Annotated in this window: 17 protein-coding genes; 12 read left to right on the top strand and 5 right to left on the bottom strand. The window is 70.1% G+C overall.

From position 1 onward, the window contains the following. Positions 1 to 811 (top strand): peptidase dimerization domain-containing protein (locus tag ACJ73U_RS09785; protein WP_407777233.1); only part of this gene is annotated, 811 nt, incomplete at its 5' end. Positions 812 to 818: 7 nt separating this feature from the next. Here the strand turns inward: ACJ73U_RS09785 and ACJ73U_RS09780 are convergent. Then, complete coding sequence (locus tag ACJ73U_RS09780) at positions 819 to 3,659, bottom strand: hypothetical protein (protein ID WP_407777232.1); 2,841 nt, start codon at positions 3,657 to 3,659, stop codon at positions 819 to 821. Between the two features lie 184 nt (positions 3,660 to 3,843). Here ACJ73U_RS09780 and ACJ73U_RS09775 point away from each other — a divergent pair, with 184 nt between their 5' ends. Continuing rightward, positions 3,844 to 4,950, top strand: a complete 1,107-nt coding sequence (locus tag ACJ73U_RS09775; protein ID WP_407777231.1) for an MFS transporter — start codon at positions 3,844 to 3,846, stop codon at positions 4,948 to 4,950. Here the strand turns inward: ACJ73U_RS09775 and ACJ73U_RS09770 are convergent. Genes ACJ73U_RS09770 through ACJ73U_RS09755 form a run of 4 tightly spaced genes read right to left on the bottom strand, consistent with a single transcriptional unit; the run spans position 4,930 to position 7,914 of the window. Next, positions 4,930 to 5,673, bottom strand: a complete 744-nt coding sequence (locus tag ACJ73U_RS09770; RefSeq protein WP_407777230.1) for an ESX secretion-associated protein EspG — start codon at positions 5,671 to 5,673, stop codon at positions 4,930 to 4,932. The two genes, ACJ73U_RS09775 and ACJ73U_RS09770, sit on opposite strands and share 21 nt — an antisense overlap. Beyond that, on the bottom strand, positions 5,673 to 6,881 hold the full coding sequence (locus ACJ73U_RS09765) for a hypothetical protein (RefSeq protein ID WP_407777229.1): 1,209 nt from the start codon (positions 6,879 to 6,881) through the stop codon (positions 5,673 to 5,675). The genes ACJ73U_RS09770 and ACJ73U_RS09765 overlap by 1 nt, the downstream gene beginning before the upstream one ends. Next, a complete protein-coding gene (locus tag ACJ73U_RS09760) occupies positions 6,878 to 7,507 on the bottom strand; it encodes a DUF3558 domain-containing protein (RefSeq protein ID WP_407777228.1) in 630 nt (209 codons plus the stop codon). Before ACJ73U_RS09760 ends, ACJ73U_RS09765 begins: the two co-directional genes overlap by 4 nt. A 2-nt stretch (positions 7,508 to 7,509) precedes the next feature. Then, positions 7,510 to 7,914 (bottom strand): hypothetical protein, encoded by a 405-nt coding sequence (locus ACJ73U_RS09755; protein ID WP_407777227.1) that lies wholly within the window; start codon positions 7,912 to 7,914, stop codon positions 7,510 to 7,512. Positions 7,915 to 8,073: 159 nt separating this feature from the next. Here ACJ73U_RS09755 and ACJ73U_RS09750 point away from each other — a divergent pair, with 159 nt between their 5' ends. The 10 genes from ACJ73U_RS09750 to ACJ73U_RS09705 all read left to right on the top strand — a co-directional run bounded on the left by ACJ73U_RS09750 (position 8,074) and on the right by ACJ73U_RS09705 (position 20,469). Then, complete coding sequence (locus ACJ73U_RS09750; RefSeq protein WP_407777226.1) at positions 8,074 to 10,710, top strand: MGH1-like glycoside hydrolase domain-containing protein; 2,637 nt, start codon at positions 8,074 to 8,076, stop codon at positions 10,708 to 10,710. 89 nt (positions 10,711 to 10,799) lie between these two features. After that, complete coding sequence (locus ACJ73U_RS09745) at positions 10,800 to 11,777, top strand: ABC transporter substrate-binding protein (RefSeq protein WP_407777225.1); 978 nt, start codon at positions 10,800 to 10,802, stop codon at positions 11,775 to 11,777. Between the two features lie 2 nt (positions 11,778 to 11,779). After that, on the top strand, positions 11,780 to 12,712 hold the full coding sequence (locus ACJ73U_RS09740) for an amino acid ABC transporter permease (protein WP_407777224.1): 933 nt from the start codon (positions 11,780 to 11,782) through the stop codon (positions 12,710 to 12,712). Then, entirely contained in the window at positions 12,709 to 13,476 is a 768-nt protein-coding gene (locus tag ACJ73U_RS09735) for an amino acid ABC transporter ATP-binding protein (protein ID WP_407777223.1), read from the top strand. The genes ACJ73U_RS09740 and ACJ73U_RS09735 overlap by 4 nt, the downstream gene beginning before the upstream one ends. A gap of 50 nt (positions 13,477 to 13,526) precedes the next feature. Further along, positions 13,527 to 14,435: an asparaginase domain-containing protein gene (locus tag ACJ73U_RS09730; protein WP_407777222.1), complete on the top strand. Its 909-nt coding sequence runs from the start codon at positions 13,527 to 13,529 to the stop codon at positions 14,433 to 14,435. A gap of 121 nt (positions 14,436 to 14,556) precedes the next feature. Continuing rightward, positions 14,557 to 14,964, top strand: a complete 408-nt coding sequence (locus tag ACJ73U_RS09725) for a cytidine deaminase (RefSeq protein ID WP_407777221.1) — start codon at positions 14,557 to 14,559, stop codon at positions 14,962 to 14,964. Positions 14,965 to 15,418: 454 nt separating this feature from the next. Next, positions 15,419 to 17,641 carry a hypothetical protein gene (locus ACJ73U_RS09720; RefSeq protein ID WP_407777220.1) on the top strand — a complete coding sequence of 741 codons (2,223 nt, stop codon included), beginning with the start codon at positions 15,419 to 15,421 and terminating at the stop codon, positions 17,639 to 17,641. A gap of 171 nt (positions 17,642 to 17,812) precedes the next feature. Continuing rightward, positions 17,813 to 18,286 (top strand): SRPBCC family protein, encoded by a 474-nt coding sequence (locus tag ACJ73U_RS09715; RefSeq protein ID WP_407777219.1) that lies wholly within the window; start codon positions 17,813 to 17,815, stop codon positions 18,284 to 18,286. 54 nt (positions 18,287 to 18,340) lie between these two features. Next, positions 18,341 to 18,634, top strand: coding sequence for a GroES family chaperonin (locus ACJ73U_RS09710; RefSeq protein WP_407777234.1), 294 nt, complete (start codon positions 18,341 to 18,343; stop codon positions 18,632 to 18,634). Positions 18,635 to 18,648: 14 nt separating this feature from the next. After that, complete coding sequence (locus ACJ73U_RS09705) at positions 18,649 to 20,469, top strand: VanW family protein (protein WP_407777218.1); 1,821 nt, start codon at positions 18,649 to 18,651, stop codon at positions 20,467 to 20,469. Positions 20,470 to 20,938: the final 469 nt, after the last annotated feature.

Below are 20,938 nucleotides of genomic sequence, written 5' to 3'. Positions count from 1 at the left end.
CCTGCGCGGCCTGTGCTCGGTGACCGCGACGGTGACGGTGCTGAAGTCCGGGCAGCACTCGGGTACGGCGAGCGGCGTCGTGCCCAGCTCGTTCCGGATCTTCCGGCAGCTGCTGGAGCGCATCGAGGACTCGGCGACAGGCGAGATCCTGCTGCCGGAGCTGCACAGCGACATCCCGGCGGACCGGGCGGGTGAGATGAAGGCACTGGCCGACCTCGCCCCTGGCGCGGCCAAGGCCGCGTTCCCGCTGGTGGACGGCATGTCCCCGGCGGCGGACGACGACTTCGAGCTGATGGCCAACAACGCGTGGCGCCCCACCCTGTCGGTCATCGGCGGCGCCGGCCTGCCGTTACCCGAGGAGGCCGGCAACGTCCTGCGCCCGTTCACCACGCTGACCCTGAGCTTCCGCCTTCCCCCGCTGGTCGACGCCGTCGCGGCACTGGCCGCGGTGCGCCGGGCGCTGACCACCGACGTGCCGTACGGCGCGCAGGTCACGCTGTCCCGCGAGGAGAGCGGACCGGGCTGGAACGCACCGCACACCGCGCCGTGGCTGCACGACGCCCTGGACGAGGTGAGCACCGCGGTGTTCGGCGGCAACCCGTGCCTGACCCTGGGGCTGGGCGGGTCGATCCCGTTCATGGGGTCCCTGGGCGTCGCGTACCCGAACGCCCAGTTCGTGGTCACGGGCGCCCTGGCCAACGACAGCAACCCGCACGTGCCGGACGAATGGCTGCACATCCCGCAGGCGAAGCGGGTCACGGAGTCGGTGGCCCTGCTGCTGGACGCCCACGCGCGAGCGCCCCGGGCCTGACGGTCGGTCAGCCGTGTGCCCGGCGCCAGAGCGCGGGCCAGCCGCCTCTGCCCAGTAGCGCGGCCGGGGCGCGCAGGCCGTGCTCGGCGACCCGCTCGCCGAAGTACGCCACCGGCGCGCCGAGGTCGGCCGCCGCGGGGAGCGCCTGCTGCCACGGCCCCTGCTCGTCGAACAGGTCGGTGGCCGGGAAGCCGGGTACCGCGGTGGTGCCCGGCGCGGTCAGCCGCACGGTGCCGTTCACCGCGGCACAGGTCGTCGCGACGACCAGTGCGCACACCAGTTCAGGTGACGGCCTGCGGGCCACCGACCGGACCAGCGCGTCGTCGCCGAGCAGCTCGCCCATGGCCCTGCGTACCGCCCGCGCCACCACGTCCATGGCGTGGGCGGGCGCGATCTCCGGCCGGCGCACCAGGGCACGCAACGTGCGGGGAAGAGGGACGCCGCCAGTCAGCGTGGTGAGCCGGTCGTACGCGCGCGGTCCCGGGTCGAGCCGGTCGACCGCGGCGGCGAGCGGGCGAACACGAGTGGCTCGCCACAGGGCCGCCACGCCGAGGCCGTCGTCCAGTGCCGTGCGCAGCAGTGCCACGTGCTGGACCGGGCCGAGGCGTTTCAGCGCGATCACCGCGGCGTCCGGTTCGAAGTCGGCTCGTCGGCCGAGGCCGCTCGCCAGTACGGCATAGGTCCGCCGGGCGGCAGCGGCGCCCGCCAAGGTCCGTGCCACCTCGGTCGTCAGGGCGCGGGTGAGCTCCGCAGGCAGCCGTTCGGCGGCGGACCGGCGGGCCGCGCCGCCCCGCGACCGCACCCGGGGTTCGGGCAACGCCGGTGCGGGGGTGGCGGGCTTCGGTGGTGCCAGCGTGTCCACCCACCGCTTGACGTGCTGTTCCAGGGCCGGGTCGACGACGGCGTTGAAACGCGCCCGCAGCTCGTGGACCCGCCAGCCGCTCGCGTGTCGTCGGATGTCGAGGTTCGCGACGATGCGGCCGTCACCGCGGTCGCGCAACGCCATCAGCACGCACCTGCCCCGCTGTGCCCGCTCGGCGTACCACGACTCGCCGATGCAGTTGCCCATGTAGCTGGACCAGCCGGCCAGCTGCCTCGGCTCGCGACCCAGTTCCACGGACAGCCCGGTCCCCGGGACGACCTGCTTGTCCACGGCTGACATCTCGGGTGGGACCGGGAAGGTGCCGACGCTCGCCTCGGCCACCGCCGCGTCCGTCCTGACCCCGTCGGCCAACGCCGGCCAGCTGCCGCAGCGAGGCGGCGGGGTCGCGCCGAACGCGACCAGCTGCGCGATCCCGGCAACCGCCAGCGGGATGGAGTCGACCCGGTCGACCTCCCGCGGTCGCGCGTAGTCCAGCTCGGGTGCGGGCAGCGCATGCCTCACGGTGGCGGCCTCGTTGCCGTGAACCGGTGCCAGGGCGTCGGCGAGGTCGGCGTACCACAGCAGGTCGTGCGGTGTCTCCAGCGAGACCGGATCCGCGCCGGGATCGGCTGCCATCCGCCGCGCGAGCGTCTGTTTCGGGCCGTCGGCGTGCGCGTCGGCCAGCGGCGGCTGCTCCCACCCACCCGGCGCACGCCGGAACCCCATTGCGGCACGCCACTGGCGCAGTCGAGGCGCCTGCCACGGCTTGCAGGTGTCCCAGCAGTTGTGCAGGGGTTGGCCACCCAGATTGTCGACCAGTTCGGTCACCGCGTCCAGGACGACGACGCCGTAGTTGCGGGCCATGCCGACCCGTTCCCGCACGTAGACCTCGGTCTTGCTGGTGATCCCCCGCCCCGGGCGCAGTGGCTGGAGCAGGTCGTGGAGGTAGCGACCCGGCCGTGCCGGATGGCTGTAGTCGCCCAGCTCGCGCCGCGTCGCCGCGGCCCGCTCCGCCTGGGACAGGCAGGCATCGGCCGCGACCAGCTCGTCACGGTGCTTCTCCGCGGCGACCGCGAGCCCCTCGCCGGCCATGGTCCTGGCGAACCGCAGCAACGCGGTCGCCGCGATGGCGTCGTGCAGCAGGCGGCCCAGCTCGTTCGCGGTCCACGACAGCGGTGGCCGCCACCGCGCCACCGCGGCCACCGACGGGGTGGCACCGACGTTGTAGGTCACCTGTCGCGCGAGCGGCTCGTCGAAGTGCTCGCGGTGCCGCTTGCGAAGCCGGTCGATCCGGTCGGCCCGAGTCTGCGACGCCGCCAGCCTCGCCAGCCGCTGCCGGTCGAGCAGCCGTGCGCACACGTGCTCCCACAGGCTCACGACCAGCGCCAGCCGCCTCGGCCGCTGGTAGGGCGTCAGCACCCGGGACAGGTGGTCGGCGAGCGTGGACGCCGCACCACGCGGGAACGGGTCGATCCCGTCCGGGGCGCGCAGCTCGAGCACGCGCTCCACCTGCTCCGGGCCGAGCAGGTCCGACAACGCGGAGGCCAGCTGCAGCGCCGCCCACCGCTCGTCGGCGATCGCCGTGTGCGCGGCCGCGCCGACCCGTTTGGTCGCCGACAGCCCGAACAGCGCCACCAGGACACCGTTCCGGTCACCCAACCGGTGTGCGCCCTCCGTGCCCAGGAACCTCAGCACGGCGAGCACGGCATCGCGCCGGTCCCCGGGCGCACCGGCCAGCCGCGCCGAGGTGAACCCGCGCCCGAGGTCGACACCCGCACCCGCGGCCACCTCGCTCCCGCCGGCCACCAGCAGCGCCAACCGCGCGACCGCCTCTTCGGGATCCGCACCGCCCGGGCCGACGACCACCGGAGCGCCGGGCGGGTGCGCCGCCCGTCCGTCGACAGGCAAGGCCGAACCGCCGGAGGTGGGCAGCCAACAGCCCAACTCCGGTCCGGCAGTCACCCCGAAGGCCAGTCGAACAGACATCACCGCCATGATCCCGAGCCACGCCACCCAATTGACGGCGTCACCCGAACGGGTAGCGGTCGCCCCCAGTCCGGTGGTGAGCCGAGAAATCGGTCGTCGTCCAGCACGGCCTCAGGCTACGATCCGCCGCATGCGCATGTTCCGACATTGATCTGAGCTGGCACCACGGGTCCCGGCGGCGCTGGTGGCGTCGCTCCTGCTCGTGCGCTTCTTCGACGAGACGGTCGCCTACCTGCCGTACGCGTCGGTCGAGTCGATCCGGACCGACCTCCACCTGACGTACGGGCAGGTCGGATTCCTCCTCTTCCTGTACCCGGGCATCGGCCTGCTCACGACGCCGTTCGGCGTGCTGGTCGACCGGGCCAACCGCCGCCTGCTGGCCGCGGTCGGCGGCGTCGGCTACGGCGTGGGGCTGTTCCTGTTCGCTTCCGCGGGCGGCTTCTGGACGCTGTTCGCCGCGGTGTGCGTGATGGGCACCCTGGGTGACCTGCTGGTGCAGGCCGCCGAAGTGTCACTGGTGGAGGTGGCCGGCGACAACGCAGAGCCGGCGCTGGCCAGGGCGAACCTGTTCGCCGCGGTCGGTGACCTGGCCGGCCCGGTGTTGCTGGCGGTGGCGCTGTGGTCGGGCCTCGGCTGGCGGGCGGCGTTCTGGGCGGCCGGCGTCGTGATGGTGGTGTACGGCCTGACGCTGGCGATCCAGCCCATGCCCGCTCCCGCCCCGCCCGACGAGGAGCGGAGTGCGCTCGGCGCGTTGCTGGCGGTGGTCAGGGACCGCCGGGTGATCGTCGCGGGCCTGTTGGTGGCGGTGGTCGTCGCGTTCGACGACACGTTCGTCGGCTTCGCCATGTCGTACCTGATCGGCGGCCACGGCCTGTCGCCGGTGGTGGCCACGGTCGCGACCGGTGCCGGCATGGCGGGCGGGGTGGCCGCGGCGGCGTGGGCGAGCCGGACGAGCGGCCGGCGGGTCCGCCTGCGGACGTGTGCGCTGGTCCTGGCGCTGGGCGTGTTACTGCTGGTGGCCGTCCCGACGGCGGTGGCGGCGGCGGTCGCCATGGCACTGGTGGGCGCGGCGATGAACCTCGCGTGGATCATCCTGCAGGCCAGGTACATGACACTGCGGCCGGGCGAGGTCGGCACGACGTCCGCGGTGGCGGAGGCCGTGTCACAGCTCGGCGTGACGGCTCCGCTGGTGACCGGCCTGCTGGCGGACAAGGCCGGCCTACCGGCGGCGATGTGGTTGTACGTGGCGCTGGCGGCGGTGTTCGTGGTGTCAACGTATCGAGCGCGCTAGCTCCCCGAGCTTCTCCGCGAGGACCGCCGGTGTGCCGGGCCGGGCGCTGATCCAGTCCTGCTGGCGTGCCCGGCTGACGGTCAGCGCCCACCGCCCGTCGACCAGGTCGAGCACCGTGACCCACCGCTGCGACCGCTGCCGGTCGCCGGCGTCGTCACGCTTCGCGGCATAGACCTTGGCGACGTGCACCCGCCGCACGTCGAGCAACGCGTCGAGCCGCCGCGCCTCGACCGGCCGTGCCTGAGCGGGCCGGCGCATGAGGCCGCCTTTCTGCCGCGCGTGGAATTCGGCGTGGCTGACGGTGATGGGCTCGCCGCGCCCGATCGCGCTGTCGGGCAGCCGCGACACGAGTGCCTCCGCCAGCCGGTCGGCGGCACACCGCTCGAACCGGACGCTGTCACCGTGGCGCACCAGGCAGACACCCCGCCGCCCCCACGCCGCGGCGAGAATCGCGTACTCCCCGTCGGCGCCGGCAACCCACGCGTAGAACTCGGCGGTGGCCCGCTGCACGACACGCACGAGATCGACCAGCTCGCGGTAGTCCCGCTCGTCCCCGAACCCGGCCTCCTCGAGCTCCCGCCGGACGACCCCGTCCCCGACGAACCGAGGCGAGTAGTACCGCTCACCCCCGGCGAGCACGGTGTGCGGCTCCCCGAGGTCCTCCCGCCCCAACACACTGAACAGCGGCGACACGGAAATCTCGACGACGCGACCCGCTCTCATCAGTCCTCGTATTCGTCATCGCCGATGACCTGCGGCGCGGTCAACTCATCACTACCGAACATCTCCTCGGCATCCGCCTCGATGAGGACCTTCCGCTGGTGCTCAGCATCCTCGTCGTCCTTGTTGCGCCCACCCCCGACCGGCGCACCCACCGCCCCACCCGGCCGCCCACCACCCGCGGCCCGCGCGGCGGCCCGCCGAGCAGCGGCCTCCTCGGCGGCAAGCGCCCCAGTCCCAGCCCCAGGCCCTCGCCCACCAGGCCCGCGCACCGCACCAGGCCCGCGTACCCCACCGGGTTCGCCACCGGTTCCACGCACCCCACCAGGTTCGCCACCACCAGACCCACCCCGAGGCCCGAACCCACGCTCATCGCCATACCCACCAACCGGCACCCCACCGACAAACCCCGGCCCACCAGCCACCGGCGCCGACTGCCCCGCATTGGGGTACGAGCCCCCTGGATACGTCGACGGGTAGGTCACCCCCGGCGTAGGCGGACGCCCCGCCGTCGACGTGGGCCGATACTCACTCGGACCGTGCTCCACCCCCGGCGGGTATCCGCCAGGAGCCGGCTCCTGACCAGGGTAAGGACCACCAGAGAACGGCCCGGTGTCCTTCGGATCACCACCTCGCGGCCCAGGATCCCCAACCTCAATCACATCCCCGGACTCCTCCACCGAGACATCCCCACCAGCACGGTTCCCCGCATGGTATTCCTGAGGAAGATTGGTCTCGTTGTAATGACTGGCACCGTCATACACCCGAAAGACCTCAATATTGTTCTGCGCGGCATCCTGATACTCGGCAACCGCCTTGTCATGATCCACATCAAACGGAAAAGGCTCATCGACCGACATCTCCGGCGGATCCGAAACAGGCCGCACACTACGGACAGCAGTATTGAACGAGTCGACTTGCCGCGCCAACAAATCCTGCGAACGGTCGAGCTTGGCGGCATTCTCCAACATCCGCTCCGCCAGCGGCATGGCCGCGCCGTAGGCCCCGGAACTCGCGTCCCCCTGCCAACCAGCCTGGATCTCGTTCGCCAACGATCGGACCTGTGCGGCCCGGTCTTCTTCCTCCGCCCGTTCTTCTACGGTCTGAGTCTGTTCTTCCTGCAGAGCCCCTGGGCCCTTGCCCTCGGTGAGCTGGCGATAGATCTCGGCCGGAGTGAGGAATGGCGAGACCCAGCCGCCACGGTCGGTCATGCCGCCTCCAGCATCGTGCTCATCAACATGCCGGCGACTCGCGCGGCCACCTCACAAGGATCCTTCTTATTGTCGATGTTGGCGTCCGACAGGGCGACTCGAGTTGTGAACGCGAGCCGGTCCGACAAGCCGACAGCTATCGTGCAGGTAATCTGGGGCTTCTTTTCATTGATGTTGTACGCCACCGCGGGATGGTTTCCGATATCCGCGATGCGCTTGAAGTACGGCCAGCCGACCCCTTTCGCCTCCCGATACAAAGAGCTCAAACCGCCGCCGTCACCGGAGAAGAAACTCACGGCCAACGATCCACGGGTCTCGCTGTTCCGCCAGAAGCAGGTTTCTCCGATAGCGTCCCCCGTCTGCTCCCCGGTTGCGGGGATGTTCAGTGTCCTGGCGTCCTCGGCCGTCAGGGTGTCGCATGGGTGCTGCTCGAAGTGGGACACATCCAGGGGGTTCTCGACCTTGGGTGCGCCGTCCGAAGGGAGGCCTTCACCCGAGGCCGGTGGCTTGGTCGACGATGCGGCTACTTCGGTTGACGGCCCCGGCAGCGGTGTCCCCTCGCTGGTGGTGGTGCAGCCGGTGGCCATGGCGAGCACCGCGACGGTGAGTAACAGGCGGTTGCGCACGATCAGATTCCTGACTGGGAGCCGGTCGGCTGGTCGGTCTTGTTCAGTTCGGTGACGTTCTGGTGCTCCACGCCGAGGTAGTCGTCGAGGGTGTCCTGTAGGAGTTGGGCCTGCTCGACGCAGTACCGGTAGTTCTGCTCCAGGTACTTCAGGTACGCCGTGCCCGAGGTGTTGGCCGACTTCGACAGGGCTTCGCTCGCGAAGTCCAGGCCGGGTGGCTCCACCGCGCCGAGGTTGATCCGCCTCATGGACCCGTCGTAGTGGTCCGCCAGCGCCACCCACTTGCTGATCAGCGAACGCAGCGTCGCCTCGTCGTAGACGAAGCTGCCGGACCCGGTCGGGCCGCCGCTGCGTGCGATCTCGCTCAGGCTCCGTGGGCCCGATCCGTGCCGCAAACTCCCGCTCATCCTCATCCCCCCTGCCCCACAGTGATCTTTCAGGCGCAGCCCGTGACCGAGAATACGACATACCGGTGCTCAAGGAGCCCGCTTCCGGCAACAGGCATCATGGGGGCCATGGGCTCCAACCGCACAGCTGAACACGATCGGTTGGCCGAATCGGGTGAGATGAACTCCCCATGGCGCTTCTGGGGGCCCTACCTGGCCGCCCGGCAGTGGGGGACGGTTCGCGAGGACTACTCCCAGTACGGCGACGCCTGGAACTACTTCACCTTCGACCACGCACGGTCGCGGGTCTACCGCTGGGGTGAGGACGGCATCGCCGGCATCTGCGACCGGCACGGGTTCCTCAACTTCGCCGTCGCGATGTGGAACGGGCAGGACGAGATCCTGAAGGAGCGCTACTTCGGACTCACCAACGGCGAGGGCAACCACGGCGAGGACGTCAAGGAGCACTGGTGGGTGCTCGACGGCACGCCCACCCACTCCTGGATGAGCGTCCTCTACCGGTACCCGCAGGCCGCCTTCCCCTACGCGGAGCTGCGGGCCCGGGCGGCCGAGGCGCGCCGGGACGAGCGGGAGCCCGAGCTCGCCGACACCGGCGTTCTCGCCGGCAACCGGTTCTTCGACGTCCAGGTCACCTACGCGAAGGCCGCGCCGGACGACGTCTGCATCGAGATCACCGCCACCAACCAGGGGCCGGAGGCGAAGCCGCTGCACCTGCTGCCGCAGCTGTGGTTCCGCAACACGTGGTCGTGGGGCCGGGACGCCCGCCGGCCGGCGCTCATCGCGTCCACCGCGCAGGGCTGGACGCGGGTCGTCGCCGAGCACTCCCGGATCGGGCGGTACACGCTGCAGTTCAGTGGCGAACCGACCATGCTGGTCACAGACAACGAGTCCGACGAGATCGGGCTGTTCGGCCGCGGCCGCAACCCCAGCCGCTACACCAAGGCCGGCATCGACGAGCACGTCGTGCGCGGCGTCGAGGACGCGTGCCAGGTGGTCGAGCCCGGCACCGCCTCGCAGCCCGGCACGAAGGCCGCCGCGTGGTACCACTTCCCGTCGGTCGCGCCGGGTGAGGCGGTGACCATCCGGCTGCGCCTCATCGCCGGGAACGGGCACGGCCGCGCGTTCGGCCGCACCTTCCGCAACACCATGGCCGCTCGCCGCAAGGAAGCCGACGACTTCTACGCCTCCGTCATCCCGAACCAGGACGGGACGGAACGTTTCGTGGTGCGCCGGGCGCTCGCCGGTCTGCTGTGGACGAAGCAGATCTACCGCTTCCGCCTGCGGCACTGGCTCGAGGGTGATCCGGCCAACCCGCCGGCGCCGGGCGAGCGTGTCCGGCCCGGCGGGCGCAACGTCCACTGGCGACATCTCGACGTCGCGGACGTGCTGTCCATGCCGGACGAGTGGGAGTACCCGTGGTTCGCGGCCTGGGACCTCGCCTTCCACATGATCCCGTTCGCGCTGGTCGACCCCGCGTTCGCTAAGGACCAGCTGCTGCTGATGTGCCGCGAGTGGATGATGCACCCGGACGGCCAGCTGCCCGCGTACGAGTGGGAGTTCGGCGACGTCAACCCGCCGGTGCACGCCTGGGCGGCCCTGCAGGTGTACTTCGCCGAACAGCACCGGACCGGCGCCGGCGACCGGGTGTTCCTGGCGCGGGTGTTCCACAAGCTGCTGCTGAACTTCTCGTGGTGGGTCAACCGCAAGGACCCCGAGGGCAACTACCTGTTCGAGGGCGGCTTCCTCGGCATGGACAACATCGGGCCCGTCAACCGGTCCGAGCGGCTGCCGGAGGGGTGGCGGTTCGAGCAGTCGGACGCCACCTCGTGGATGGCGACCTACGCGTTGCACCTCATGCGGATCGCGCTGGAGCTGGCCCGGCACGACGAGGCGTACGAGGACGTCGCGACCAAGTTCGTGGAGCACTTCCTGTCGATCGCGCAGGTGTCGGCGCGGTTCGGGTCGGCGGCGCGCGGGATCTGGGACGAGCAGGACGGGTTCTGCTACGACCTCGTCTCGCGCACGCACGGTGACGGATCCGTCGAGTCCGCGCCCGTCCGGGTTCGCTCGATGGTCGGACTCATCCCGCTGCTCGCGACCGCCGAGCTGGAGCCGTGGGTGTTCGCCGAGCTGCCGCACTTCGCGGCCCGGCTCAACTACCTGCTCCACCACCAGCCGGAGTTCGGGCAGTTCATCGCCTGGCAGCCCGGGGAGCAGCGCAGCGCACTGCTGTCGCTGCTCGACGAGGACAAGCTGCGGCGCGTGCTGGCCCGCATGCTCGACGAGGGCGAGTTCCTGTCCCCGCACGGGATCCGCTCGATGTCCGCGGCCCACCGGGACGGCCTCGACGTGCACGTCGCCGGGCAGCAGCACTGGGTGCGCTACGAACCCGGCGAGTCGCACACGCCGATGTTCGGCGGCAACTCCAACTGGCGCGGCCCGGTCTGGTTCCCGACCAACGCGCTGCTGGTCCAGGCGCTGCACACCATCGACGCGTTCCACCACGGGCGGTTCATCGTCGAGATGCCGAGCGGGTCCGGCCGGGCGATGCCGCTCGGCTACGCCGCGGACGAGCTGTCGCGCCGGCTCGCGGGCCTGTTCCTGCCCGGCGAGGACGGCCGGCGACCGTCGGACGGCAAGCGGATCGAGGCCAGTGACTCTCCGCTGTGGACAGAGCATGTCACGTTCAGTGAGTTCTTCGACGGCGACACGGGCGAGGGGCTCGGCGCGACTCACCAGACCGGGTGGACGGCGCTGGTGGCGGCCTTGATCACCGGGTGGCCCCGCGCATGGTGACACGTCCGTAACATGGTGAACCTGTGCTGATGCCATCCCAAATGGCAGGATGCGCTGAACTCAGACCGTGAGGCTCGAGGAGTGAAGACGTGTCTCGTACCCGCCTGTCCGTGTTGACCGCGCTCTGCACCGCCGCGACCCTGTTCGCGGCCGGCTGCGGTGCCTCGACCGAGAAGCCGTCCGGCGACAACGGCGGCGGAAGCGGGTGCACGCCGGGTAAGGCGTCCGACCTGCCCGATCCGAAGCCGCTGAGCTTGGACGTCGCCGCGGACAGCGCGCTCGGCGCGCAGGTGCCGGCCTCGATCAAGGCCGACGGCAAGCTCGTCATCGCCGCCGACGCCTCCTACGCGCCGAACGAGTTCACGCAGGAGAACTCCGAGGAGATCATCGGCATGGACGCCGACCTCGGCAAGGCGATCGGCAAGGTGCTCGGCCTCGAGGTCGAGTTCGTCAACGCCTCCTTCGACGGCATCCTCGCCGGCATCCAGGCCGGCCGCTACGAGGCCGGCATGTCGTCGTTCACGGACACCAAGGAGCGCGAGCAGACCGTCGACTTCGTGACCTACCTCGAGGCCGGGACCTCGACGATGGTCCGCAAGTGCAACCCGAAGAACATCAAGACCACGACGGACCTGTGCGGCCTGAAGGTCGGTGCCGAGAACGGCACGACCCAGCTCGACCAGCTGAGCAAGGAGGACGCCGAGGGCTCGGTGGTGAAGGCCTGCAAGGACGCCAGCAAGGAGCCGCCGACGGCGCAGGGCTTCCCGAAGCAGACCGACGTCAACGCCGCGCTGCAGGCGGGCCGCATCGACGCGTACATGGCGGACAGCCCGGTCGTCGACTACGCGGTGAAGAAGACCGGCGACGCGTTCGAGAAGGCCGGCGAGGCCACCGACTCGGCGCCGTACGGCATCGCGCTGCCGAAGAGCGCCGGCGGCATGAAGGAGGCCGTGCAGGCCGCGGTCAAGAAGCTCATGGACGACGGCACCTACAAGAAGATCCTCGACAACTGGGGCGTCGGTGACGGCGCCATCGACGACGCGAAGATCAACGACGCGATCTACTGAGCATGTCCGCTGACGAAACCGTCGAGCAGTCCGAGGCGGGGCGACCCGCGTCGGAGCCCGAGCAGATCGTGGCGGTGCCGGTGCGGCATCCCGGCCGCTGGGTGGCGGCCGGGGTCATGCTGGTGCTCGCGGCGATGCTGGCGCACAGCCTCGTCACCAACCCGGCGTGGCGCTGGGACGTGGTCTGGCGGTTCCTCTTCACCGACCGGGTGCTCAAGGGCCTGCTGGTGACCATCGAGCTCACCGTCTACGCCATGATCATCGGCGTCGTGCTCGGGATCGTGATCGCCGTCATGCGGCTGTCCCCGAACCCGATCGTGTCGACCGTCGCGTGGGCCTACGCGTGGTTCTTCCGGGGGACGCCGGTCCTGGTCCAGGTGATCTTCTGGTCCTTCATCGGCGCCCTCTACCCGACGATCTCGCTCGGCATCCCGTTCGGTCCCGAGTTCCTCTTCTGGGACTCCAACACCCTCATCGCGGTCTTCACGGGTGCGGTCCTCGGCTTCGGGCTGAACGAGGCGGCCTACATGTCGGAGATCGTCCGCGCGGGCATCCTGTCGGTCGACCAGGGCCAGACCGAGGCCGCGGAGGCACTCGGCATGACCCGGCTGAAGATCCTCCGCAGGATCGTGCTGCCGCAGGCCATGCGGGTGATCATCCCGCCGACCGGCAACGAGACCATCTCGATGCTCAAGACCACCTCGCTCGCGAGCGTGATCGCCGTCGGCGACCTGTTCACCGTCGCCCAGCGCATCTACGGCGAGAACTACCTCTACATCCCGCTCCTCATCGTGGCGAGCATCTGGTATCTGGTGCTGACCTCCTTGCTGTCGATCGCGCAGTACTTCATCGAACGCCGGTTCTCCCGAGGCGCGGTGCCTGCGCGCAAGGGCGGGTTCCTCGGGTTCGGCCGGCCGAAGCAGGGGATGGCATGACGGTTCCCATGGTCAGGTCCGAGGGCGTGCACAAGTACTTCGGCCGCCTGGAGGTGCTGAAGGGCATCGACCTGGAGGTCATGCCCGGCGAGGTCATGTGCGTCATCGGCCCGTCCGGCTCGGGCAAGTCGACCTTCCTGCGGTGCATCAACCACCTCGAGAAGGTCACGGCCGGCAAGCTCTGGGTCGACGGCGAGCTGGTCGGGTATCGCCAGAAGGGCGACAAGCTGTACGAGCTGCGCGAGCAGGAGGTGGCCGCGAAGCGCCGCGAGATCGGCATGGTCTTCCAGCGCTTCAACCTCTTCCCGCACATGACGGCCTGCGAGAACGTCATGGAGGCCCCGATCCAGGTCAAAGGCTTGGCGAAATCGGCGGCCAGGGAACGGGCACTCGCCCTGCTCGACCGGGTGGGCCTGGCGGACAAGGCGAAGTCGTACCCCCGCGAGCTGTCGGGCGGCCAGCAGCAGCGGGTAGCCATCGCCCGGGCACTGGCGATGGACCCGAAGCTCATGCTGTTCGACGAGCCGACGTCGGCGCTGGACCCGGAGCTGGTGGGCGAGGTGCTCACCGTCATGCGCCAGCTGGCGGAGGACGGCATGACCATGGTGGTCGTCACCCACGAGATGGGCTTCGCGCGCGAGGTCGGCGACACGCTGGTGTTCATGGACGGCGGCGTGGTCGTCGAGCAGGGCACCCCCCGCGACGTGATCAGCGACCCGCAACACGAGCGCACCAAGTCGTTCCTGGGCAAGGTTCTCTCCTAGCGATCTGGTTTCCGTGGCACGCCACCCGCGGTCGGGTGGATAGTCGTGTCGTGACCCTCCTGCTCATCGCGACCGGCGACCTCATCGCCCACCGCGCGGCGAACGTCGCCACCGGACGCGAACTGCTCGACCTGGCCGGCCCACCTCCGGAGCGGGTGGTCGTCGAGGACGTGCTGGCCGAGCCGTCGTGGGACACGTCGGTGTCGACCCAACTCGCCCTGGCCCGCCGGGTCCGCAAGGCGATCGCCGAGGACGAGTTCACCGGTGTGGTGGTCACCCACGGGGTGGACACGCTGGAGGAGACGGCGTTCCTGACGGACCTGATGACCGGCCCGGCCCGCGGCGGCATCGTGTTCACCGGCGCCCTGCGCCCGCTGCACCACGCCACTCCCGACGGCCCGAAGAACCTGGCCGAGTCCCTGACCGCCGCCGCGGACCCGACCCTCCGCGGCGCGGGCGCGGTGGTCTGCCTCGGCGACGAGCTACACGCGTCCCGCTGGGCCACCCTGACGAACGGCGGCTTCACCTCCGCGCCGCACCCGAGGCTGGGCCGCGTCATCGACGGCAAGGTTCGCCTGACGTCCCCGCCACCGCCCCGCCCGCCACACGCCAACGGCGAACCGGAGACGGACATCGCACTGCTGAAGACCTATCCCGACATGCCTCCTTCCCTCTTGACCACGGTGACCGACCTGGGCGCCCAGGGCGTGGTGCTGGAAGGCACCGGCGAGGGCAACGTCCCGGTAGAGCTGTTCGGCACGATCATGGAACTGACCAGCATGGACCTCCCCGTGGTGATCGCCTCCCGCACCCACACGACCGACATCGGCATGGCCGAGCGCGTAGGCGCGATCAGCGCCGCCGGCCTCTCCGCCCAGAAGGCCCGCATGGCCCTGATGGTCGCCCTGAGCAAGGGCGGCGGCGTCGAGGCAGCCATCCGCTACTTCGCGAGCCTCTGACCGAGCACGCCACCACTGCCGCGGCAGACAACCTTCGCCCGCAGCGACGTGACACCTGACGAAGCCGACGTGACACCTGACTAAGCCGACGTGACACCTGACTAAGCCAGAGGCGGTGACCATGCAGAGCCACCAAGTTGATCATGAGCTAATAGCGGCCGCTGCACACGTCGCCCGCACCCGCTGCCGGGGCGACAACCACACCATGGCTGCCGCGGCCCGTACCCAGGACGGCCGAATCGTCACGGCGGTGAACGCCTACCACTTCACCGGAGGCCCCTGCGCCGAGCTGGTGCTCATCGGCACGGCAGCCGCCCAGGGCACCTACGAGCTGAACACGATCGTCGCCGTGGGCGACCGCGACCGGGGAGTCGTCCCCCCGTGCGGCCGGTGCCGCCAGGTCCTCCTCGACTACTTCCCCACCCTCCATGTGATCGTCGCCAGTGGCGACCAGGTCCGAACCGTCCCGATCACCGATCTGCTCCCCGAAAGCTACGTCTGGGCCGACCACCAGCTCGACACCGAGTGAACCGCCGCCACCCAGCGCGGGCCGACACCGCCAGCCGACAACACGAACGCCGTCCGATCCGCGCTGGACCACATGGAGAACCGGCCTCGTTCGTGAGTCGGCACGGGTTGTCACCACGAGAGGTGGTGATAGAGCCTGTTCGCGGAAGGCGCCGTTGCCGTTGAGCGTAGGTGTGCGGGCTGGATGTTCATGTCTGGTCGGTCGTGGGTCGTGTGATGACTACGAGGCTGGGGAGATCCGGTCGTTGGGATGTCGGCTGCTGGCGGCCAGGAGGCGCTCGTCCCTTCCACAGGTCGTGGCGACCCTCTTCCGTGCGACGGCGAAGAGATGGCGGGACCGCTTCCGTGGATTGGATGCGACCCTGATCATGTGATGGTGAGCTCGCGGGAACCGCGTGTGAGCATGTGGCGTCGCAGTGTCTGGCCTTTCTCTTGTTCTGTTCGAGGGGCTCTTGATGACCGATGAACCGACTGGGCGCAGGTTCGATCCCTTCGACCCGCAGCCCTCGGACTGGGCGAGGATGCGGGCCGACGAGGTCGTGCGCCAGATATTCGCCTTCGAACCGGGGTCCGGGGGTTGGGGACCGGCCAGTGGGTGGGGACGGCGGCGGGCCACTACCCCGCCGGTGTTGCGGTTCTCGGACAGGCACATCGTCGGCGTGCTCGACCTGCGGGCCGTCGAGTTTCCGCACCTGCTGGAGTTCGTGCGCTGCCGGTTCGAGGAGCCGCCGGACCTGCGGCAGGCCAAGCTCGCCGGGTGTGAGTTCGACACCTGCTGGCTGCCCGGGCTCGAGGGCAGGAACCTCTACAGCGACAACGACCTCCGCCTCGTCGGCGGCACCCAGGTGGAAGGGCGGGTCGACCTCACCGACGCCGAGGTCAGCGGGTCCCTGGAGCTGACCCGAGCCCGGTTGACCAACGTCGGCGGGTACGCCCTGCACGCCGACCGGCTGCAACTCGCCGGCGCGCTGCTGGCGGCCAACATCGAGGTACACGGGCAGCTGCGCATCCCGGGCCTGCGTACCGGCGGCAACATCAACCTGTCCGGCGCGTTGCTCGACAGCCCGGACGGGTACGCGCTGGACGGCAACGGGCTGCACGCCGGCGGCAACTTCCAGTGCGTACCGACCAGCGAGCGGCGGTTCCAGTCCATCGGGCGGCTGTACCTGCCCAGCGCCCGGATCGACAGCGACTTCTCGCTGCGGGGCGCGCTGCTGAAGCCGGCGCACGAGGACTACAACGACGGCGGCAACCGGCGCTTCTTCGACCCGCGCGCCACGTTGATCACCGATCGCATGCAGGTGTCGGGCAACGTGGTGCTCGACCAGAACTTCGTCAGCACCGGCACGTTGCGGATCGTGAACGCCCGCATCGGCGGCTCGCTGCAGCTGTCCGGTGCGACCATCGACCTCTCCGGCGGGCAGGAGCCGTTCGAGGAGCGGACCGGGAAGAACCTGCCGGGGCCCTACGCCCACCGCGCGCTGCACCTCGACGGGACCGAGGTCGGCGGCGGCATCGACGCCAGGGAGACGCGGATCGCCGGGCAGATCCGGCTCGTCGACGTGAACGCCCGCGGCAGCGTGGTGCTGGACGGCTCGGTGCTCAGCAACCGCAACGGGGACGTCGTCGAGGGCCGGCGGTTCGCCACCGGCGGCAACCTCGACGCCCGCGACATGGTCGTGTTCGGTTCCATCCTGCTGCCCGAGGCGAGGATCGGCGCCAACTGCGACCTGCGGTCCAGCCGGCTGGTCAACCCCGGTCGGTACCGGCGGGACAGGTCGCAGAAGCCTTCGGTTGACCTGCGCGTGGCCCAGATCGGCCGTGACCTCGTGTGCGCACGCGGCGACCTGCCCTTCTCCGCCTACGGCGAGATCCGGGTGCGGCGGGCCGAGATCGGCCGCCAGACGAACTTCCAGGGCGCCGAACTCGGCTCGCGGCTGTCCGTGACCGCGATCAACGCCTACGGGTTGATCACCCAGGAGCTGCGGGTCGACGTGGCGGCCGCGCCGCGTGGGCACGTGAACCTGCGGCACGCGCGCTGCGCCACCCTGGCCGACAATGACAAGTTCTGGGACGCCGCCGGGCACGTCTCGCTGCACGACTTCCGGTACGACGCGCTGGCCGAGCCGATCGAGCTGGACGACGACGCCCAGGTGAGGCACCGGCTGAGGCTCCTGCGCAACGCCATGGGCGACATCTACCGGCCCGGCCCGTACGACCAGTTCGCGGCCATGCTGCGCAACAGCGGCAACGAGGAGCACGCCTCGACCGTGCTCATCGACAAGCAGCGGTGGCGCTACGCCGCGCTCGCCGACGGCTACCGGCTCCTCGGCTTTCCCGTGCTGTTGTGGAGCTGGTTGCAGCGGTGGATCGTGGGCTACGGCTACCGGCCCATGCGCGCGTTGCTGTGGCTGCTCGCGCTGCTGGTGGCCGGCTCGGTCTGGTTCTCGCTGCAGGTCGAGCCGGTGGAGATCAACAAGGACGACCACCTGGTGTGGAACCCGGTGCTCTACACCATCGACCAGTTGGTGCCCATCGTCGACTTCGGCCACAAGAACCGCTGGCACTTCGAGGGCGCGTCGCAGTGGATCACCGCCGGGCTGATCGCCGCGGGCTGGATCCTGGCGACCACGGTCGCCGCCGGCGTCACCAGGATGTTGCGTCGTTCGTCCATGTAGGGAGCTGCTGGAGTGCGTCATGACTCCATCGTCGGCAGGATGGACCGGCTGCCGCACCCATGAACCCGCGCGAAAGTCCCTTTCGCTCGGGTTTGTCCTGGCACTCCCCTCGCCGTCCACTCGATACTGGTCACAGGCGCCGGATGGGTGCCCCAGACGGTGGAGGAGCCGATGAGTGAGCCGAGCGCGTCCGCGCACACGGCGGTGAACGCGCCAGCAGAGGTCGTGTACGCGCTGGTCAGCGACCTGCCGGGCATGTCACGCGTGGCTGAGGAGTTCGAGCGGGGCACCTGGCTCGGTGGTGCGCGGGAGGCGGCCGTCGGTGCCCGGTTCCGCGGTCGCAACCGGCGCGCGAGGAGGCGGTGGACCACCACGGCGACCGTGACCGACGCCGACCCGGGCCGGCGGTTCGCGTTCGAGGTCGTCTCGGTCGCCCGCATCCCCGTCGCCCGGTGGCAGTACGACATCGAACCGACCGACGATGGGTGCCGTGTCGAGGAGCGGACGTGGGACCGCCGCCCCTCCTGGTTCCGTCCGTTGACCAACCTGTTCACCGGCGTGCGGGACCGTGCCGAGTGCAACCAGCGCAACATCGAGCGGACTCTCGGCCAGCTCAAGGCGGTGGCGGAGGCGGCACGCGGTTAGCCCAAAGGCGGCGGTTACCATTCCTCGGTGCCAGAACTCAAGCTCGAGATCCAGATGCTGCACGACAGGGTCCTCGTGCAGCTCAGTCCCGAGGAAGGGGAACGGCGCAGCACCGGTGGCATCGTCATTCCGGCGACCGCGCAGATGGCGCGGCGCCTGGCGTGGGGCGACGTGCTGGGGGTCGGCACGAACGTCCGGAACGTCAAGGTCGCTGACCGGGTGTTGTTCAACCCCGAGGACCAGTTAGAGGTCGAAATCCAGGGGCGGACCTACCTGGTGATGCGAGAACGCGACATCCACGCGATCGCGAGCGAGCGGATCGAGCACGGCACAGGTTTATATCTCTAGGGGAAAGGCGAGTCGTGGAGCACAGATGGCCGGAGTCGCACGCCGAGCAGACGGACGTGCTCACCCCGATCACGCCCACCCCTGTGGACGAGCCGACCGTCAGGATCGAGCCCGTACAGGACGGCGCGGAACCGGCCGCCAAGCGGAAGCGGGTCCGCAGGATCGGCCTGGTCGCGGCCGCCGTCTTCGGTGCGCTCGTCGTGGTCTACGGCGTCGACCTGCTGCTCAGCAACGGTGAGGTGCCGCGCGGCGTCACGGTCGCGGGCGTGGAGGTCGGCGGCGAGTCGCACGCGAAGGCCGAGCAGATCCTCCGCGACCGGCTCGAGCCCCGGATGAACGAGCCGGTGAAGGTGCGCGCCGGGGACGTCGACGCCGCGGTCAACCCGGCCGACGCCGGACTCACCATCGACTGGGACGCCACCCTCGCGCAGGCCGGTGACCAGCCGCTGAACCCGATCACGCGGCTGACCTCGCTGTTCAGCACACGTGAAGTCGGTGTCGCCACCACCAAGGACGACAAGAAGCTGTCCGCCGCCGTCGAGGGCCTCCGGCCCAAGGTCGACCGGGAGCCCGCGGAAGGCAGCGTGCGGTTCGAGGGCGTCACCCCGGTCGCCGTCGACCCGAAGGCCGGGCAGAAGCTGGACGTGCCAGGCGCGGAGAAGGCGCTGGTCGACGGCTGGGCCAGCGGCCGGCCGGTCACGCTGCCCGTGGCCGTCACCAAGGTCAAGACCACCGCGGACGGCGTCCGCGAGGCCATCGACCAGATCGCGAAGCCGGCGGTGGCCGGCCCGGTCGTCATCCACGGCGAGGGCAAGGACGCCACGCTCGCCCCCGACGTCATCGCCGGCGCGCTGGTCTTCCAACCGACCGAGAAGGGCGGCCTGACCGCCACCATCGACCAGAACAAGCTGGTCGGCGCGGCCGGCCCGCAGCTCGCGTCCACAGAGGTCGAGGGCAAGGACGCGGAGATCGTCTTCTCCGGCGGCGCGCCGAAGGTCCAGCCCTCCGTGGACGGCAAGGGCGTCGACTGGGCCAAGACCCTGACGCCACTGATGGACACGCTGAAGAAGACCGACGGCCGCGAGCTGAAGGCGGAGTACGCGCCCAAGCCGGCCAAGGTGACCACCGACGCCGCGAACAAGCTCGGCATCAAGGAGGTCATCGGCGAGTTCACGACCCGTGGTTTCGCCGCGGACTCCGGCGTCAACATCCGCACCGTCGCGGCCGAGGTCGACGGCGCGATCGTGCAGCCGGGCGCGACGTTCAGCCTCAACGGGTACACCGGCCCGCGCACCAAGGCGCAGGGCTACGTCGAGGCCGGTGTGATCGAGAACGGCGCACCCGCCCGCGAGGTCGGCGGCGGCATCTCCCAGTTCGCCACGACGCTGTACAACGCCGCGTACTTCGCGGCGATGAAGGACGCCGGGCACAAGGAGCACAGCTACTACATCAGCCGCTACCCGCCCGCCCGCGAGGCGACGGTGTTCCAGAACCCCGACGGCAGCAGCGTGATCGACCTCAAGTTCACGAACACCTCGGACACCGGTGTGGCGATCCAGACGATCTGGACCTCCTCGTCGATCACGGTGAAGCTGTGGGGCACGAAGAAGTACGAGGTCGAGTCCATTCCCGGGGCGCGGAGCAACCAGACCGAGCCGCAGCCGAAGCAGGGACCGGCGGAGAACTGCCACGCCAGCAACGGGGCACCCGGGTTCACGACCACTGACACCCGTGTGATCCGGGAGGTCGGTACTGGTCGTGAGGTCAGTCGGAACACGCGCACGGTGAAGTACAACCCGCAGCCGAAGATCGTGTGTGGGGCGCCGCCTAGCTGAGTCTCGTTGGTTCTGGGCCGGGGCCGGGGCCGGGGGGCCGGGGTGGGAGGGGGCGGCTGGGCAACGGGGTTGAGTTGGCCAGGGCCGGTTCAGGACCCGGCTTGCATTGTCCGGCTCCTGGGACTGGCCGGTTTCATCGTGCACCGATCTGATGGGGGATGTATGCCCGCCTCGTTTGGTTCGGTGGTCCCGAGGCGACGTCACTGCCAGCACAGCTGATGTGAGGGCAGCTGAGCAGGCGCTTCTGCCTGTTCTTCTCCAGACATGGCGAGACCTCCGAGCCGGGGTTGGGGGCTCGGAGGTCTCGCTTTGGCCTACTGCGCTTTGGCCTACTAAACCCGCGAGCGCGACCTCGGATACACCGAGGCGGCGATGACGACCGCGATCGCCGCGACGACGACCTGGAAGATGTGCCGCCACCAGTCGATGCCGGGGGTGTCCTTCACGCCGAACGCGCCGGCGATCAGGT

It is taken from the genome of Actinophytocola sp. (assembly GCF_045807065.1).
In the GTDB taxonomy this organism is placed as follows: domain Bacteria; phylum Actinomycetota; class Actinomycetes; order Mycobacteriales; family Pseudonocardiaceae; genus Actinophytocola.
Note: the sequence above shows the minus strand (reverse complement) of the source record. Positions and strands in the feature narration are given on the sequence as shown.

Bases quoted from the DNA above. Each gene is read 5' to 3' on its own strand.
- ACJ73U_RS09780 (WP_407777232.1), bottom strand. From the start codon at position 3,659: ATGTCTGTTCGACTGGCCTTCGGGGTGACTGCCGGACCGGAGTTGGGC.
- ACJ73U_RS09770 (WP_407777230.1), bottom strand. From the start codon at position 5,673: ATGAGAGCGGGTCGCGTCGTCGAGATTTCCGTGTCGCCGCTGTTCAGT.
- ACJ73U_RS09765 (WP_407777229.1), bottom strand. From the start codon at position 6,881: ATGACCGACCGTGGCGGCTGGGTCTCGCCATTCCTCACTCCGGCCGAG.
- ACJ73U_RS09755 (WP_407777227.1), bottom strand. From the start codon at position 7,914: ATGAGCGGGAGTTTGCGGCACGGATCGGGCCCACGGAGCCTGAGCGAG.
- ACJ73U_RS09750 (WP_407777226.1), top strand. From the start codon at position 8,074: ATGAACTCCCCATGGCGCTTCTGGGGGCCCTACCTGGCCGCCCGGCAG.
- ACJ73U_RS09740 (WP_407777224.1), top strand. From the start codon at position 11,780: ATGTCCGCTGACGAAACCGTCGAGCAGTCCGAGGCGGGGCGACCCGCG.
- ACJ73U_RS09735 (WP_407777223.1), top strand. From the start codon at position 12,709: ATGACGGTTCCCATGGTCAGGTCCGAGGGCGTGCACAAGTACTTCGGC.
- ACJ73U_RS09725 (WP_407777221.1), top strand. From the start codon at position 14,557: ATGCAGAGCCACCAAGTTGATCATGAGCTAATAGCGGCCGCTGCACAC.
- ACJ73U_RS09720 (WP_407777220.1), top strand. From the start codon at position 15,419: ATGACCGATGAACCGACTGGGCGCAGGTTCGATCCCTTCGACCCGCAG.
- ACJ73U_RS09715 (WP_407777219.1), top strand. From the start codon at position 17,813: ATGAGTGAGCCGAGCGCGTCCGCGCACACGGCGGTGAACGCGCCAGCA.
- ACJ73U_RS09710 (WP_407777234.1), top strand. From the start codon at position 18,341: ATGCTGCACGACAGGGTCCTCGTGCAGCTCAGTCCCGAGGAAGGGGAA.